At 30.9% G+C, this 16,742-nt stretch carries 13 protein-coding genes and 1 pseudogene; 3 read left to right on the top strand and 11 right to left on the bottom strand.

All coding sequences use genetic code 11. The annotated features are described in order from the left end of the window. Window positions 1–17: 17 nt before the first annotated feature. The 11 genes and pseudogenes from FBE87_RS01095 to FBE87_RS01015 form a co-directional block, all read right to left on the bottom strand. Window positions 18–1,205, bottom strand: a complete 1,188-nt coding sequence (locus FBE87_RS01095) for an aspartate aminotransferase family protein (RefSeq protein ID WP_079463058.1) — start codon at window positions 1,203–1,205, stop codon at window positions 18–20. Window positions 1,206–1,208: 3 nt separating this feature from the next. Next, window positions 1,209–2,054, bottom strand: coding sequence for an acetylglutamate kinase (argB, locus tag FBE87_RS01090; protein ID WP_002860625.1), 846 nt, complete (start codon window positions 2,052–2,054; stop codon window positions 1,209–1,211). 3 nt (window positions 2,055–2,057) lie between these two features. Then, a complete protein-coding gene (locus tag FBE87_RS01085; RefSeq protein WP_002869483.1) occupies window positions 2,058–2,504 on the bottom strand; it encodes an N-acetyltransferase in 447 nt (148 codons plus the stop codon). A gap of 9 nt (window positions 2,505–2,513) precedes the next feature. After that, on the bottom strand, window positions 2,514–3,542 hold the full coding sequence (gene argC, locus FBE87_RS01080; protein ID WP_052799309.1) for an N-acetyl-gamma-glutamyl-phosphate reductase: 1,029 nt from the start codon (window positions 3,540–3,542) through the stop codon (window positions 2,514–2,516). An 80-nt stretch (window positions 3,543–3,622) separates the two neighbouring features. Next, window positions 3,623–7,086, bottom strand: a pseudogene (locus FBE87_RS09120) (S6 family peptidase). Window positions 7,087–7,127: 41 nt separating this feature from the next. Continuing rightward, entirely contained in the window at window positions 7,128–8,219 is a 1,092-nt protein-coding gene (locus FBE87_RS01040; protein ID WP_002857221.1) for a DNA adenine methylase, read from the bottom strand. A 38-nt stretch (window positions 8,220–8,257) separates the two neighbouring features. After that, a complete protein-coding gene (infC, locus tag FBE87_RS01035; protein ID WP_002851726.1) occupies window positions 8,258–8,776 on the bottom strand; it encodes a translation initiation factor IF-3 in 519 nt (172 codons plus the stop codon). Then, a complete protein-coding gene (gene thrS, locus FBE87_RS01030) occupies window positions 8,773–10,581 on the bottom strand; it encodes a threonine--tRNA ligase (protein WP_002865224.1) in 1,809 nt (602 codons plus the stop codon). The genes infC and thrS overlap by 4 nt, the downstream gene beginning before the upstream one ends. Window positions 10,582–10,711: 130 nt before the next feature. Next, the gene (locus tag FBE87_RS01025; RefSeq protein ID WP_002836742.1) at window positions 10,712–11,515 is read right to left on the bottom strand and encodes an undecaprenyl-diphosphate phosphatase; all 804 of its coding nucleotides are present in this window, start codon (window positions 11,513–11,515) and stop codon (window positions 10,712–10,714) included. A gap of 73 nt (window positions 11,516–11,588) precedes the next feature. Next, the gene (locus tag FBE87_RS01020) at window positions 11,589–13,586 is read right to left on the bottom strand and encodes an oligopeptide transporter, OPT family (RefSeq protein ID WP_010891845.1); all 1,998 of its coding nucleotides are present in this window, start codon (window positions 13,584–13,586) and stop codon (window positions 11,589–11,591) included. Window positions 13,587–13,768: 182 nt separating this feature from the next. Next, a complete protein-coding gene (locus FBE87_RS01015) occupies window positions 13,769–15,115 on the bottom strand; it encodes a CitMHS family transporter (protein WP_168977209.1) in 1,347 nt (448 codons plus the stop codon). 244 nt (window positions 15,116–15,359) lie between these two features. Between FBE87_RS01015 and FBE87_RS01010 the strand changes: the two genes are divergently transcribed. The 3 genes from FBE87_RS01010 (at window position 15,360) to FBE87_RS01000 (ending at window position 16,701) form a co-directional block, all read left to right on the top strand. Continuing rightward, window positions 15,360–15,701, top strand: coding sequence for a DUF4878 domain-containing protein (locus FBE87_RS01010; protein WP_002866358.1), 342 nt, complete (start codon window positions 15,360–15,362; stop codon window positions 15,699–15,701). Then, window positions 15,685–16,290: a YiiX/YebB-like N1pC/P60 family cysteine hydrolase gene (locus tag FBE87_RS01005; RefSeq protein ID WP_100626317.1), complete on the top strand. Its 606-nt coding sequence runs from the start codon at window positions 15,685–15,687 to the stop codon at window positions 16,288–16,290. The genes FBE87_RS01010 and FBE87_RS01005 overlap by 17 nt, the downstream gene beginning before the upstream one ends. Before the next feature lie 63 nt (window positions 16,291–16,353). Then, entirely contained in the window at window positions 16,354–16,701 is a 348-nt protein-coding gene (locus tag FBE87_RS01000; protein WP_002851849.1) for a hypothetical protein, read from the top strand. The last annotated feature ends 41 nt before the right edge of the window (window positions 16,702–16,742 follow it).

The following is a 16,742-nucleotide window of genomic DNA, read 5'->3' as shown; positions in this document are numbered from 1 at the left end:
TTTTTTTACAAAATTTATCAAAAACTCTTTAGAGCCTTTCTTAACTTTTCACTCATTTCATCAATATGTTCTTTTTGCAAAATCAAAGGAGGTAAAAATCTCAAATCATTCTCCCCGCAACTTATCAGTAAAAGTGCATTTTCTTGGCATTTTTGAATGACCTTAGCTACTTTTACATTTTTATCAAGACTCAGCCCTTGCATAAACCCTAAGCCTTTGCGTTTTTTACAAAAATCAAATTCATTTATCAACTCATCTAAACTTTGCTCTAAATAAGGCGTGAGTTTATTGACATTTTCTAAAATTTTTTCTTCTTTAAAAATTTCAAAAACTGCATTCACTCCTGCACAAACTAAAGGATTTCCACCATAAGTACTACCATGATCGCCTGCTTCTAAAGAATTGCTTGCTACCTTTTGATTTATTACAAAAGCACCCACACTAAGCCCACAACCTAAGGCCTTAGCTGAAGTCATGATATCAGGCAAAATTTGTGCGTGCTCATAGGCAAAAAATTTTCCACTTCTACCCATGCCACATTGAATTTCATCAGCGATTAATAATATATCTTTTTCATCGCAAAGCTTTCTTAAGGCTTTGTAAAAATCTTTATTTGCAGGATTTATCCCACCTTCTCCTTGCACGCTTTCTAAGATAATGGCACAAGTTTTTTCATTCACCAGTTTTTCAACGCTTGAAATATCATTATATTTTGCAAATTTAACCCCTGAAATTAAAGGTTTAAAAGGCTTTTGATATTTTTCATTAGCAGTAAGCGATAAAGCCCCTAAAGTACGCCCATGAAAAGAATGCTTAAAAGCGATAAATTGTCCACCCTTAATACCTTTGTTAAAGGCGTATTTTCTAGCTGTTTTCATCGCTCCTTCTATACTTTCTGTACCAGAATTTGTAAAAAAAACACGCTCTAAAGCACTAGCTTTGGCTAAATTTTTAGCTGCAGCGGCTATGTTTTCATTATAATATAAATTGCTAGTATGTAAAAGTTTATCCACTTGAGCTTTGATTTTAGCATTAAATTTAGCATGATTATATCCTAAAGCACAAACACCTATACCACTTGAAAAATCAAGATATTTTTTAGCCTTATCATCAAAAAGATAAACCCCCTGCCCTTTTTCTAAAACTATATCAAAACGCTTATAAGTAGGGATAATATGACTTTGTTCTTTATAATCCATTTTCATCCTTTAACCCACCAAAGTGCCTATACCTTCATCGGTAAAAAACTCAAGCAACAAAGAATGTTTCACGCGCCCATCTAAAATATGTACCTTTTTGACTCCATTTTCACAAGCATCAATGCAAGATTTTAATTTTACATGCATACCACCTTCTATTTTGGGGGCTAAAATTTTAGCTTGCTCAAGGCTGATTTTAGAAATCAAAGAATTTTTATCATTAAAATCCTCATAAAGCCCTGCAGTATCGGTTAAAAAAGCAAGTTTTTCAGCCCTTAAAGCCTTAGCGATCGCACAAGCTGCGTCATCAGCGTTGATATTATAAGTATTAAAATTCTCATCCATACCAATAGGAGCAATGATAGGTAAAAAATCCTTTTCTAAAAGCTCTTCTAAAATTTTCGAATTTACCTTTTGTATCGTGCCAACAAAAGCTAAATTTTCATCTTTTTTCACACATTCTAAAAGCGCGCCATCTTTACCACAAAGCCCTATGGCTTTAACTCCTAAATTTTGCAAACTATGGACTAAATTTTTATTGATATGATTTAAAACCATACTGGCTACTTCAGTAGTGGCTTTATCACTAACCCTAAGGCCGTTTTTAAACTCACTCTTTACGCCCAATCTTTCACACATAGCAGAAATATCTTTTCCTCCACCATGTACAATGATAGGCTTTAAACCCACAAGTTTTAAAAGAGCTATATCTTGCATCACACAATGCTTTAGCTCTTCATTTTCCATAGCTGATCCGCCGTATTTTATAAGTATAATCTTGGAATTAAATTTGCGTATATAAGGCAAAGCTTCGATTAAGACATTGGCTTTTTCTAAATATTTTTGCATGATCATTCCTTAAGCATTAAAGCTGGTTTGATTATACTCATTTAAAGAAAGATCGTAATAATTCGCATCCTCTCTTAAAGTAAAACCATAATGTTTCCAAAACTCATTGCCTAAATCATTGTTTTTAAAAGCGATTAAGGCGATTTTATTAATCTTTTGAGCTTTTAAAGCCTCAAGACAAAATTTAGTCATCTCGTGTGCTATACCCTTTTTTCTATGATCTTTATGTACACATACATGATAAAATCCTCCTATGCGTCCATCATGCCCGCAAAGTATGCTTCCTACAATTTCTTCATCAATCACTGCTACAACGCTAAGATTTGGGTTTCTATCTAAAAAATTTTCTATATTTTCTTTGCTATCATCAATGCTTCTTATCCCAAAGCCTTTTATCTCACACCAAAGCTTATAAACGGCTTCATAATCGCTTTTTTGCATAGCTCGTATTAACATTTTTATCCTTTACAAATTTGCAAAGAATTTAAGTCCTTCATCTTCATCAAAATCAAACATTAAATTCATATTTTGAACAGCTTGTCCTGCTGCACCTTTGATTAAATTATCAATAGCACCAAGCACAATAACACGCTTTGTGCGTTGATCTATACTAAAATTTATATCCGCAAAATTGCTTGATTTAACCCACCGAGTCTGCGGAAGCGACTGCGGCGGTAAAAGCCTTATGAATTTATTGTTTTGATAGTATTTTGTATAAATATCGCGTATATCTTGTTCTTGCAAGTCCTCTTTTAAATTTGCATAAGCACTGATTAAAATTCCTCTTTGCATAGGCACAAGATGAGGGGTAAATTGTAGAGTGATTTTCTCTTTGGCCGCATAGCTTAAATGCTCTTCAATTTCAGGAGTATGGCGGTGCGAAGCTAAATTATAAGCTTTGATATTTTCATTAACTTCACAAAAAAGATTTTCCACCTTTGCACTTCTTCCTGCTCCACTTACTCCACTTTTTGCATCAATGATAACTGAGTTAAAATCAATGATCTTTTCTTTAAAAAGCGGATAAAGACTTAAGATAGAACAGGTGGTATAGCAACCTGGATTTGCCACCAAACTTGCTTTTTTTATCTCTTCTTTATAAAGCTCGCAAAGTCCATAAACTGCATTTTGCAAAAGATCTTGATTAGGATGAGTGAATTTATACCAAAGCTCGTAATCTTTAGGATTTTTAAGACGAAAATCCGCACTTAAATCAATGATTTTCATCTTTTTTAATAAATTCTCATTTAAAAGCTTAGCACTAAATTCATGCGGAGTAGCCAAAAACAAAAGATCAAGCTCAAGTTCATCTAAATTTTTGTTTTCAAAACATAAATTTAAAGGGGTATTAGGATAAAGATCTTGATAATTTTGCCCCACGCTAGAACTCGAACCTAAATAAGAAATTTCAACTTTGGGATGATTAAGCAAAATGCGAACAAGTTCATTTCCCGCATAACCACTCGCTCCTAAAATCCCAACTTTTATTTTCATCTTTATCCTTTAAATGTAAAAGCAAGTATTATAAACAAAAAAGCTTAAAATAAAAATACAATTTTTAAATTATTTTTTATTTAAAAACTATATCTTAAATTAGCATTTGCACTCCAATCTACATTTAAATCGCCAAAAAATGTCTTTTCAAATTCAAAACTAAAGCGTGTTTTATCGTTAAGCTTATAATCATTTCCTAAATTTATAAACATTCTTTGATCTTTTTTCCTTCATATCTTCTCTGACTTGCTTGATCCTCCAAGATTTGATCTCCTGCTTTAATCGGATCCGCATACAAACCAAGTCCTGTTCTAAAATTTAAATTTTAATTTTGACTTCCTATGAAAAATGCTGTTTTTACGACTAAAGGAATATAAGAAAATCGTTTTAAACTAGCAATATCTCCTTTTAGATCCATAGCTCCTACATAACCACTGATAAATTCCAAACTCGGCTCAAGATAAAATTTATCATAAGCTTTTCTATAACCTAACTCAGCACTTAAGATAATATTATGCGAACCATCATTATCATCTAATCTACCTTGATTTCCTGGAATAAAATTTGCATTTATTTCATTTTGATAATAAATATATCTAAAACAAAATCACTATAAAAACCTTACTCCACTGTAAAGCTCGAAATTCGAATACTCGTTTAATTTATCATGTCCGCTTTGAATTTCAAAGTATTTTCCACTATTATACTCATCACTCGCACCCCATCCAAAAGTTCTTAACCATACACCACTTTCATAAGGATTATTGCGTAATTCCCCCATTCTTTTATGCATATTATCCCACTCCTATCATGGAGCCTAAAATAGCTTGAGCAAGTATAGATTTAGTTTTTACAATAGCTTGAGTATTATCATTAGTAAAAAAATATTCATCTTTAATCTTAGAATCAATTTTTTCTAAATTCCACTCTGGGCAAAATTTTCTTCATTATGAGAAAAAACAACATTTGGGGTATACGTACTAAAACCTTGCTCACATTTGGCATAGTAAAAAATTCCCTTGTTAAATGTTTATTTTCATCTTTTAAATGAGCTAGTAAGATATTTAAACCCGCTTTTTACTAGGATTATTAAGAAAAATTAATACTAAAGTATTATTTACTCCTTGTGTGCTTTCCTTAGAATTAATATAATCTGCTTTAGAATTTTCAAAATCCGCATTGATTTTAAATATTGTATTATTTGCACTTAATTTTTTTGCATCAACTTTCCTATAAATAGCACTTTTTTCTACTTGAAGATTGCTCATTTATATATGAGACTCAAGCAAAGAATCTTTAATCGCAAGATTTTTTTTGCGTATCATTGATACCTTTGATATTACCACTAAAAAATGTGTTTTGCAAAGTAACATCAGAATGATCAAGATTTAAATTTACACTAAAATAAACCTTTTCTATCTTAGCATTTTGGGTATTTTAAAGCTTTTGCTCAAAAGCCATTTCTTTGCCAACTCCTGTTTATACAACATCTCCATAAGAATAATCATCAGTCTTATCAATAATATTTTCCCCATCTTTTTCATCGATCCACAAATTTTTACTTCCAAGCTCTATTTTGGAATTTTTAGCATTAAGGTTTTCTACTTTTAAGCTTACATTACGCCCTAAATAAAACTCGCTTTTTTTCTAAATTAAGCTCTTTTAAAACAAAAACCCTATCTTCCCAATCTTCTTGTGTAAAACTTACAGGCTTAGTTAAAGCACTTAAACCATGTTCTTGAAGTTTTTTAGCTTGTTCTTTGCTTACATAAGCGTGTATTCTAGCATGTCCTTGAAAATTTAACTTGGCATTTTCTGTCCTAAAAACACCTTCTTTATTGTAAATATTACCATCAAAAATCAAAGCTTTGTCTGTATTGGCACTCATTGTTACAGCTTCATCTGAAAAGATATTGCCATGATAAAGATAATCTTGCTTGTTTTCTAAATTTAAATGTATTCCTGATTAAGAACTTGTGATAAAAACATTATTAGAGTCAGTTTTAATTTGATCAAAATTTAATGTTAAGCCTGATAAATCCAAAGTTCTGCCATTCATATAAATTTCGCTAAAACTTAAACCTTCACCCTCAAGACTTACCTTGGTCCTCACCCATTCTAAGTCCTGTATCCACACTTTGACTTTTGACAACAAGCTCTCCTTCACCCATTTTATTAAAGAAAATCATCTTTTTTGGTTTTAACATTATATTCTACCTTGAACCCTTATCAGCATAAATTCCGCCATGTATAAGCCATTTATCGCCTGTTATTTGCCAATTTGAATTTTTATCAAATTTAAAACACTAGCGCCTAAATCCACATCGCTATTTAAATTTATACTTCCATTTTGAGAAAAATACAAATCCTTGCTATTTTGCATTTCTTCAATTCTCTTATCACAATTATTTTATCATCAAAAGAATTTTTATAGCTTACATAACCCACATTAGTCTTAGAAATCAAACTTACATTTTCTATTTTTTTACCATCTTTCATCAAACCATCGCTACTAAGTGTATAAGTTCCAGATCCTATGACTACTTTATGAGCATTTTAAAATTCATTGATCTTTGCTTGATTGATCAAAGCATAATCAACCTGCAAACAAGTATATCCATAGTAAAATGGACATTACAATTACTCGTACTTACTACACCTACTAAATACCATTTTTTATCCATCTTATCATAAACATAAACTCTACTTCCAGAATCCCCGGATATTGAAGAACTTGTAAAAGGATTTCTTTTATCATTGGTATAATTAAGAAATTGCAACTTAAAACGCTTATCTTCAGTATTTTTAGGAGTTAAACTGACAAAACCTCCTAAATTGATTTCATTAGAATCAAAAATCTTAATGGGTACTTTATTTGTATCTTCAAAACCTAAAGCTACAATACCACTTCCCTCTCTTGCAAAGTACTCATAACCCGAACTATCAAAAAGCTTGCCTTTACCTTTTGAATAATCACATTTTCCACTTTGACAACTATCCCAAAATGGATCCTTGTATTCATAAATATCTCCACCATCGCCAGAATTTTTTCAATAAGATTTAAATCTTTACTCAAATTTGCACTTTTATTGAGACTAATCTTACTCATTTTTAAAACAGCAAAATCCACATTTTCTTTTTTATAAGTAAAATTATCACTTGAGCTTACGATTCTATTTGCTACCCCTCCAAAGTGTAAAACACTACCTTGTTTCACATAGTCTTTATTTACTTCCCAGTATTTAAACTTGTACTCATATGAGAAGCGCTGACTATATAAGATTGTCCTATATTGGTAAATTCTCCTTGGAATTTTCCTCCACGATTTGAAGTAGAAAAATCAATCATAGGCACATTAAAAGAGATATTTTGACTAGGATTTTTTGCTAAAATTTAAAAGCCAATTTGACCTACTTGAAATTTGCCTTTATTACTGGCAAAATCAAGATATTCTTGAAAATAACTTTGGATCAATAGCTGAAGCAAAAAGATAGTTAGAAAAACCAAATGCCATTAATGTACAAAAAGATAATTTTAGTTTCATAAATCCCTCCTCATTTTTAAGTGCAATTTTAGCACGAAAAACTAATTTTTAACTAAAATATAAAGTTGCTCATGAAGATGGATATTGCGATTTTTAAGATTGCGAGAAGCTCTAAAAGTATTATATTTTTGCTCTAAAATCCGGCATTTTCCAAGAGTGCTTAAGCGCTTTAAAAAAATTTCTTTTTTTACAAAACCTTCACAATTATAAGAAAGTAAAATCACTCTTGCTTTTAAATCATTAATAAGTTCAAATAAAGCATCTTGGGCAAATTTTGACTTATTAAAAGTACTGCGGTTCCAATCCTTTGGAATGCCACTGATTTTAGAAATTTCTTCAGGTTTTTTATAATTTGCAATTAAATTTAGCATAAAATAATTAGAACTATAAGGGTGCTGATTATAAGGGGGGTCAAGATACACTACATCAAAAAAATCAAGTTCTTTTGCAAGCATGTTTGCATCCTTTTGCATCACTTCAAATTCACAAGAAAAATTTGAAAAAATAGGCATTTTAAGCTCTATTTCTCCTTTAATGCGTTTAAGTGCATTTTGTCCTTCGCCACCAAATTTTCCGATGCCATCCTTACCCTTATAAAAACCTTTAAAAACTCCGCTAGTATTTGAATGAACACTGGCTTCATAAATCAAAGGAGCTATAAAGAAATGCCTCAATTCTTTTGGAATTTCATTTTCGATTTTTTGCCTTATAGTATCAAGATATAAAGCATTTTTAAAAGTATAAAAAACCCTTTCATTTTTTTTAATATCATCATCATCTTTTGGAGCATAAAGCTCACTGATAAAACCTTTTTGAAAATCTAAATTTTGGATTAAATTTTTATAATACTTTTTTATATTTTGAAGTAAATCTTTGTCTTTATTAGCAAGATAACACTCATTGATGAGTTTTGAATAATCTTCTAAATCATTGGCTAAAATATAATTTGAGTGTGCTTTTGCAAAACGACTTACAACACCTGAGCCACTAAATATATCACAAAAACTAAATTTATCTTTACCAAGTTCTTTTTTAGCTACCTTAAAGCCATTATTTAAAAAACTTAAAAGTGCTCTTTTATTTCCAAGATAAGTTATAATTTGCTCTTTTAAAAAAGAAGGATTTTCTTTCAAAATTTAAAACCTTTAAAAGCTTTATCCACAAAAGTGGATTAAGCTTTTTTTGGAGTTACAAGCATATTTACATAACGACCTTCAAAATTTGGCTCTTTGTCACGATTAGCTTCATTTTCTATCATAGTCCAAATTTTTTCAAGCAAAGCTACACCTGCTTCAGGAGTTGCCATTTCACGTCCTTTTAAGAACACACGAAATCTCACATGCTTACCTTGTTCTAAAAATTCTAAAGCATGTTTTACCTTGTAATTAATATCATTTTGAGCAATTTTTACAGAAAGTTTGATTTCTTTTATATCAATCACTTTTTGTTTTTTCTTTGCTTCTTTTTGTTTTTTCTCTTGTTGATAACGGAATTTACCATAGTCCATGATCTTGCAAACAGGTGGCTTAGCATCTGCAGCTATCATTACAAGATCAAGTCCTAAACGATTTGCAATTTCTAAAGCTTCATCACTACTGATAATACCATAAACTTTGCCATCATCGCCAACACATCTGATTTCATCCGCTCTTATTTCTTCATTGAGCAATACTTCTTTTTCTTTACTCAAAAGTGTACCTCACTCATTTTCTCCTTAACTAATTTAATAAATTCGTCCAAGCTAAGATTTTTTTGTTCTTTAGCTCTTCTATCTCTTAAAGCAACGCTACGCTTTGCCACCTCATCATCGCCTAAAACTAAAATCATAGGTAATTTTTGCTTTTCAGCGATACGAATTTTTTTACTTAAGCTCTCATTTTTTTCATACACCTCGCTATCGATATTAAGCTCTAATAATTCTTTTTGAATTTCTTTTGCGTAATCAATATGTGCTTCGCCTATTGGCACTATACCCACCGCAGTTGGTGCGATAAAAAATGGAAACTCACCCGCACAATGCTCGGTTAAAATTCCTATAAATCTTTCAAAAGAACCTAAAATCGCACGATGCAACATTACAGGTTGTTTTTTTTCATTATCACTATCAGTGTATTCAAGTTTAAAACGACTTGGCAGGTTAAAATCTACTTGTATGGTTCCGCATTGCCACTTTCTTTTTAAAGCATCGGTGATTTTAATATCAATCTTTGGCCCATAAAAAGCCCCGCCACCTTCATCAATACCGTATTTTAAACCTTGTTCATCTAAAGCTTCTTTTAAAGCCTTAGTCGCTATTTCCCAAATTTCATCATCACCTATGGCTTTTTCAGGTTTAGTTGAAATTTCCATTTCATAGCTAAAATCAAATAATTTCATCAAATTATCCACAAAAGCTAAAATTTCTAAAACCTGCTCTTTAATCTGACTTGGCATACAAAAAATATGTGCATCATCTTGAGTGAATTCTCTCACTCTAAAAAGTCCATGCAAAACGCCACTTTTTTCATGACGATGTACCACGCCGTATTCAAAAAATTTCAAAGGCAAATCACGATAACTTCTTACATCACTTTGATAAATTTTAATATGTCCCACACAGTTCATAGGCTTAATGCCATATTCTTGTTCATCAATTTGTGTAAAATACATATTTTCTTTATAGTTTGCATAATGCCCACTGATTTTCCATGCATCTGCTTTTAAAAGTTCAGGCCCACGCACAGGCTCATAACCACGTAAACGATGGATCTTATAAAGCATATGTTCAAGTTTAGATCTAAGTCTTGCACCATTACTCAACCAAATAGGAAGACCTCCTCCGATCTCATCATCAAAAGTAAAAAGCTTAAGCTCTGTTCCAAGCTTTCTATGATCGCGTTTTTTAGCTTCTTCAATAATGGTTAAATACTCTTTTAAACTTTCCTTATCTGCAAAAGCAGTTCCATAAATTCGAGTAAGCATTTCTCTTTTTTCATCGCCACCCAAATACGCTCCTGCAACACGAGTGAGTTTAAAAAAGCGTAAAAATTTCGTATTTGGCACATGAGGACCACGACACAAATCTTCAAATTCACCTTGTTTATAAATACTTACAGCTCTATCAGGAATACGCAATAAAACTTCTTGTTTTAAATCATCATTTTGAAATTTAGCCAAAGCTTCGCTTTTTGTGATTTCATATTTTGAAATTTCAATCTTTGCTTCAGCAAGTTCTTTCATCTTTTTTTCAATTTTTACCAAATCTTCTTCGCCAATCTTACTTTCCACACGAAAATCATAATAAAATCCATCTTCTATAACAGGACCAACGAAAAATTTAGCTTCAGGATACAAACTCTTAATCGCCTGTGCCATTAAATGCGCACAAGAATGACGGATTACTTCTAAACTTTCTTTAGAATTATCAAAATAAATTTCTTTTAAATTTGTATTTTTCACACTTTGAGAGTCAATTATTGTCTCATTGTCCAAATACGCAATAACTTCTTTTTCCATATTTTTAACCCTTTGTCGCTCACTTACCCTGTGAGTGTTTATAAAGTTCTAATTTTAACTTTCTAAGACTTAATTATTTTTGAAATTCAGCTTATTTTTAAAAAAATCTTAGAATAAATTTAATATTTATTTATAGCTTAAATTCACTTCCAGCATTTAAAATCCCACTATAATACAAATAAAAGAAAACAAATCCTAAAATAATACGATAAATTCCAAAAGGGATAAAGTCGAATTTAGAAATAAATTTTAAGAAAAATTTTATAACTAAAACTGCAACAATAAAAGCAGTGATAAAACCTATGCCTAAAGGAATTAAAGAATTTGCATTGCCAAGAAGCTCAGGCTCTTTATAAATGCTATAAGCTGTAGCGATAATCATCGTTGGAATGGCAAGCAAAAAACTAAACTCAGCCGCAACTTTTCTATTAAATTCTAGCAAAAGTCCACCAATAATACTTGCTCCACTTCTTGAAGTACCAGGAATCATGGCTAAAGATTGAAAAATACCTATGCAAAAAGCTTGTTTAAAACTTATTTCTTCTAAAGAATTGATACGATATTGTTTATTTTTATGTGCAAGTTCTATAAGAATAAACACAACACCGCCAAAAATGAGCATTCCAACCACAACCCAACCATTAAATAAAGCATTTAAGTATTTTGCCACAAAAAGCCCTATAACTCCGGTAGGAAAAAATCCAACTGCAAGTTTTAACCAAATATCAAGCCCTTGAAACAATTTACGCCAAAATACAAAAATGACCGCCAAAATAGAACCAAGCTGGATGATAATCAAAAAGCTTTTCCAAAACTCATCTATATCGATACCTAAAATAGTCGTACCTAAAATCATATGTCCTGTTGAAGAAATAGGTAAAAACTCAGTCAGACCTTCTATAATTCCAAGTATTAAAGCATATAAATTTTCCATTTTAATCCTTGAATGATAATTGCAAAAGAAAAATTATATCAGAATGGATTAAATGGGGTTTTAACCCCAAAAATTAAGCATCTTTTTTAACAATACGCTTAATGAAATATAATACAACTCCCACAAAAAAGATAAGTGCGAAAAGCTCGCTATCATGAAAATTTGCTAAATTTAAAGCTAAAGGATTTTCACTACCACCCATACTTACTGAAAATACAGTAATTCCTGCGATAATTACCCCAAAAATACTTTCACCCACTATAAGCCCTGAAGCAAAAAGCGTGCCTCTTTGCTCACAACTTGCAAGTTTTTCTTCTTTATGAGAATTTTTTGCATATTTTTTAGTCAAGTGTTGCATTACAATATATTTTAAAATTCCGCCTATAACTAAAGGTATATTTACAGCAGGGGGAAGGTAAATACCTATTCCAACGGCTAAAGGCGGCAAAGACATTTTCTGTGTTCCTTTTAAAATTTTATCTATAATAATCATTAAAATTCCTACAAATACACCAAAAGCCATATAACCCCACTCTATATTGTGATGAAAAATTCCTTGGGCGATAGTGCTCATTAAATTTGCTTGCGGTGCTGCTAAAGCTGATGAAGCATCCATACCTTCTCTTGGCATTGCTCCGACAAAACCATAGGCTTGATAAAGCAAATTTAAAACAGGAACTATAGCCAAAGCACCAAAAACACAGCCTACAAGTAAAGCAACTTGTTGTTTCCAAGGAGTAGCTCCGACTAAATGTCCTGTCTTTAAATCTTGTAAATTATCATTCGAAATAGCAGCTGTAGCTAAAATAACACTAGTAGTAAAAATAGCTAATGCTACTGCAAATTTAGAAAGCATAGGATCTTGAAAAAGTTCCACACCTAAAACCAAAAAAACAATAGAAGAAATAATAACACCAATAAGTCCGATTCCAGAAATAGGACTAGAAGAAGATCCTACAAGTCCTGCCATATATCCGCAAGCTGCTGCAACAAAAAAACCTATTAAAACAGAAACTAAAGTTCCAACAAATGAAAATAGCATTTGATAATAAATACTTAAGTTAGCATCTTCAACAAAACTATAAAAAGTAATAAATAAACCCACAACCATTAAAACAAAAAGTATAAAAATACTTTTTAAAGAAAGGTCTATATTTGTTCTTTCATTTTTTTCTTGATTAGTAATTTTAACATTTTTAACAATTTCTTTAATACCCTCAATAACGGGTTTTAAAAGTTCTATTAAAGTCCAAAGCGCTGCTATAGCAATAGCTCCTGTTCCTATAAGCCTTACTTTAGAACTCCATACACTAGAAGCTAAATCTACGGCATTTTTTGTACTATCGAATTCAAAATTTGAAAGATAGGGAGTAAAAATACCCCAAGCTAAAAACATACCTACAAAAAGAGCTATAGCACCTGCTAAACCAACTAAATAACCTGCCCCTAAAAGTGCCAAAGAATATCCCATAGAAAAACCAAAAGCCATTTTATTCCAAATAAAAGCAAAATTACTCTCACTTGCAGCGAGTTTAAAACCATTGCTTAACAAACTAAAAATAGCAGCTATAAAAGAGCCTAATGCTATTTCTTTAATGCCTTGTTTTCCTTTTTTACTACTCTGATCTTTATTGGCTACTTTTAAAATTTCAGCTGCGGCTCTACCTTCAGGATAAGCAAGCTTGCTTTCAACCACCATAGTCCTTCTTAATGGTATAGTAAAAAGCACTCCAAGTCCGCCACCACAAAGACATATCATAAAAGTTTGCCAAAGTGGAAATTCACTCCAATACCCACACATAAAAAGCCCTGGGATAACAAAAATAACTGATGATAAAGTTCCTGCTGCTGAAGCTTGAGTTTGAACCATATTATTTTCTAAAATATTTGAAGTCTTAAAAAGACTCAAAACCGCCATGGAGATGACCACAGCTGGAATTGATGATGAAAAAGTAAGTCCCACTTTTAACCCCAAATATACATTTGAAGCTGTAAAAATAATAGTTAAAATACTTCCCAAAATCAAACCCCTTAAGGTAAGTTCTGGTAAATTTTGTTTTTTGTACATCATTTCTCCGTTTTAAAATTTACTTTCAACTTAAAAAATATTCTTATAAGTTTAAATTTATAATTTTTCTCTAAAGCAAAATAAAATAATACAAAAAAACGCTTATATTTTTATAAATTTTTGACTCAAAAATATCATAAAACAATGAACCAATCATTGAAAAATCAAAAGTTCTTTTATTTTAATTATATTATCCCAGCTACCTCAGCAAAAATCAAGCAAATAATACTTATACCCCATATATAAAAAAAGCTTCTTTTGATATGATCTTTAATATTAACCTCTGCTAAACCACAACCTAGCAAAGTTGCAGGCACAACAGGAGAAATAAATGTCGCACAATTTCTTGCTATCACCATGATAATAGCTATAGTCAAAGGTTCAGCGCCAAAAGCCTTAGTTACACTCAAAACTATAGGCATCACTCCATAAAAATAAGAATCTGTACAAAAAATAATTGCCATTGGAACAGCCAATATCCCTACCATCAAAGGAATATAAGCGCCTAAATAATCTGGAACAAAATTTAAAATCAAAACACCCATTTTCTCCATAATACCACTTTTATCAAATACGCCTATTAATATCCCAGCACCAATTAAAGTAATATACATAAGCATTGCACCAGCACTTGCACGATCTAAAACTTTTTTAGCTGTTTTTAAATTAGGATAATTAAGCGGTAAAATTATTGCAAGTCCTATCATAAAGCAAATATAACTAGGAATAATACCGCTAATTAAAAGCCCAATAACTCCAATAGCTACAAGTAAATTTAACCAAAACCATTTTTCATTATGGTGTTCGCTTTTTTCTATATTTAAATTTATTCCAGACAAGTTACCTGCGCCTGCACCTCTTTTTATTTCTATCTTAGCAATCCAAATTGCCAAAAGAAGGGATAATACCAAACCTACAATCTGAATAGGTATAATATGGTGCCAAAGCAAATTTGCATCCATTCCTATATTAGTAGCCGCTCTTAAAGTAGGACCACCCCAAGGAATAACATTCATAACCCCCATAGCCGAAGTAATAATCAATAACATTGAAGTCTTTCTTATACCTAAACGCTCATAAATAGGTAATAATGCAGGTATTACAATAAGAAAAGTAGAAGCACCTGAACCATCTAAATGCACAGCAGCAGCAATAAAAACAGTAAGAATGCAAACTTGATATACATTAGCTTTCATTTTTGATAAAAATGCATTTAAAATTTTAGTAAAAAAACCACTTGCATTTAAAACACTAAAAAAGAGTATAGAAAAAACAAACAAAGCTGCCGTATCCGTTACGCTTTTGACTCCATCTTTAATAAAAACAACCAATGTTTTAATATCAAAAACACCTCCTTTAACCCCTAAAGCTGCACCCACGCCAAAACCAAGCTGTTCAAGAATAAGTAAAATACAAGCTACACTAATACTTACACTTATAAAAGCTAATGCTGGAGTAGTATAATCTTTTAGCAAAAGCCAAACTATCAATCCTAACGAGAAAAAACCCAATAAAGCTAAAAAAATTTCCATATCCTATCCTTTTGTATCATTTTTATTCGATAATAAAATAGGATATTTTAAGTCCAACTTATATGTGTTTAATTTATAGCTTTTTGAAAAAAAATATATTTTCTAATGTAACCATTTTAAACAAGAATAAAAAAATAATTTTGAATTATTTTGCTATAATTATGAATATTTTAATTTATACTATCAAAGGAAAAAAATGAAATTTTTCAAACTTTCTTTCTTGGTTTTAGTTGCCTTTTTTGTAGTGGCTTGCGGTTCTTCAAATCCTGAAGATTTAGCTAAAAATTTTACAAAAGATCTTTACAGTGGTGATGCTAAATCTGTTATGAGTTACATTGATCTTAGCGAAGCTAAAAGTGATGAAGAAAAAACATTTGTTAGTGGTAAAATCACTCAAGTTGTTGCTGAAAATGCAGCCAAAGCAAAAAGAATGGGTGGTGTTAAAGATATTCAAATTGAAGAAAAAACAATCAATGAAGATTCTGCTAAAATCAGAGTTTTAGTGTTATTTAACAATGATAATAATCAAAGCAGCAATGTTTTTCTTGCTAAAAAAGATGGAAAATGGCTTGTTTTACTTAAATAAAATTTTATATTTTTTCTTAATTTTATTTTTATTGATTGGAATTTGGGGTTTCTTTCTAAATTCCAATCCTTCAAATCAAATCATCAAAAAACCCTATCTACCTTTTCTTGAAATAGGTGATCTTGTCTTTCGTGCAGGAATAGGAAGTGAAAGTTTTTTAATAGAAAATTTAAGTCAAAGCCCTTATTCTCATATCGCTATGGTAGTTAAAACTTCTCCAACTATACTCATACATGCTACAACAGATGATGACAAAAATGCTAAAAACCAAGTTATCTTAAGCTCTATGGATGATTTTTTAAAACTGAGTCATAAAATTGCTATTAAAAGATTAAAATTTGATGAAAAAACCAAACAAAAAATAGTTGCTAAAGCTTTGGAACATTTAGGCAGAAAATTTATCATAAGTACAGATAAAGATGCTTTTTACTGCACTACTTTTTTAGAACAATCTATTAACTCCATTACCCCATTTCATCTTCAATATACTCTAATCAAAGCTCCTTTTAATGAAGGTTTATATCTTTTTCCACAAACTTTTTTTGAAAATAATCAAAGCGTATTAATTTATGAAAGTCAAAATTTTTAATTTCACATTCACTTCACTTAAAAATTTTATAATGTCATCACTTTACATTAAGGAGAAATAATTATGAAAAAAAGTATTTTATTCGCATCAGCACTTTTAGCTAGCTCAATGCTTTTTGCAGATAGTCTAAAACTTGAAGGTACTATTGCACAAATTTATGATAACAACAAAACCTTGCTTATTGACTCTATTTATGGCGGACAAATGGCTATAAAAGTTCTACCAAATACCGAAATAGAAATGGATGATTGTGGTATTTTTGGAACAGATAAAGATGGAACTTTTAAAGATTTACAGGTTGGAAATTTTTTAGAAAGTAAAATTTCTTATGGAACACCTGCTACACCAAATACTCAGGCTATTCCAGTAGCTAGAAAAATTGAAATTCAATGTTATAAAAAAGCTTATTAATATAAATCCCTTAACAAGGGATTTATAAAAATCATTCTTCG

Source organism: Campylobacter sp. CFSAN093246 (assembly GCF_012889415.1).
Taxonomy (GTDB): domain Bacteria; phylum Campylobacterota; class Campylobacteria; order Campylobacterales; family Campylobacteraceae; genus Campylobacter_D; species Campylobacter_D jejuni.
The sequence above is the reverse complement of the archived record's forward strand: the minus strand, read 5'-3'. Positions and strand labels throughout refer to the sequence as shown.

Excerpts from the sequence above, each read along its gene's own strand:
- FBE87_RS01095 (WP_079463058.1), bottom strand. The coding sequence starts at position 1,205 with ATGAAAATGGATTATAAAGAACAAAGTCATATTATCCCTACTTATAAG.
- argB (WP_002860625.1), bottom strand. The coding sequence starts at position 2,054 with ATGATCATGCAAAAATATTTAGAAAAAGCCAATGTCTTAATCGAAGCT.
- FBE87_RS01015 (WP_168977209.1), bottom strand. The coding sequence starts at position 15,115 with ATGGAAATTTTTTTAGCTTTATTGGGTTTTTTCTCGTTAGGATTGATA.
- FBE87_RS01000 (WP_002851849.1), top strand. The coding sequence starts at position 16,354 with ATGAAAAAAAGTATTTTATTCGCATCAGCACTTTTAGCTAGCTCAATG.
- FBE87_RS01085 (WP_002869483.1), bottom strand. The coding sequence starts at position 2,504 with ATGTTAATACGAGCTATGCAAAAAAGCGATTATGAAGCCGTTTATAAG.
- FBE87_RS01020 (WP_010891845.1), bottom strand. The coding sequence starts at position 13,586 with ATGATGTACAAAAAACAAAATTTACCAGAACTTACCTTAAGGGGTTTG.
- thrS (WP_002865224.1), bottom strand. The coding sequence starts at position 10,581 with ATGGAAAAAGAAGTTATTGCGTATTTGGACAATGAGACAATAATTGAC.
- argC (WP_052799309.1), bottom strand. The coding sequence starts at position 3,542 with ATGAAAATAAAAGTTGGGATTTTAGGAGCGAGTGGTTATGCGGGAAAT.
- FBE87_RS01025 (WP_002836742.1), bottom strand. The coding sequence starts at position 11,515 with ATGGAAAATTTATATGCTTTAATACTTGGAATTATAGAAGGTCTGACT.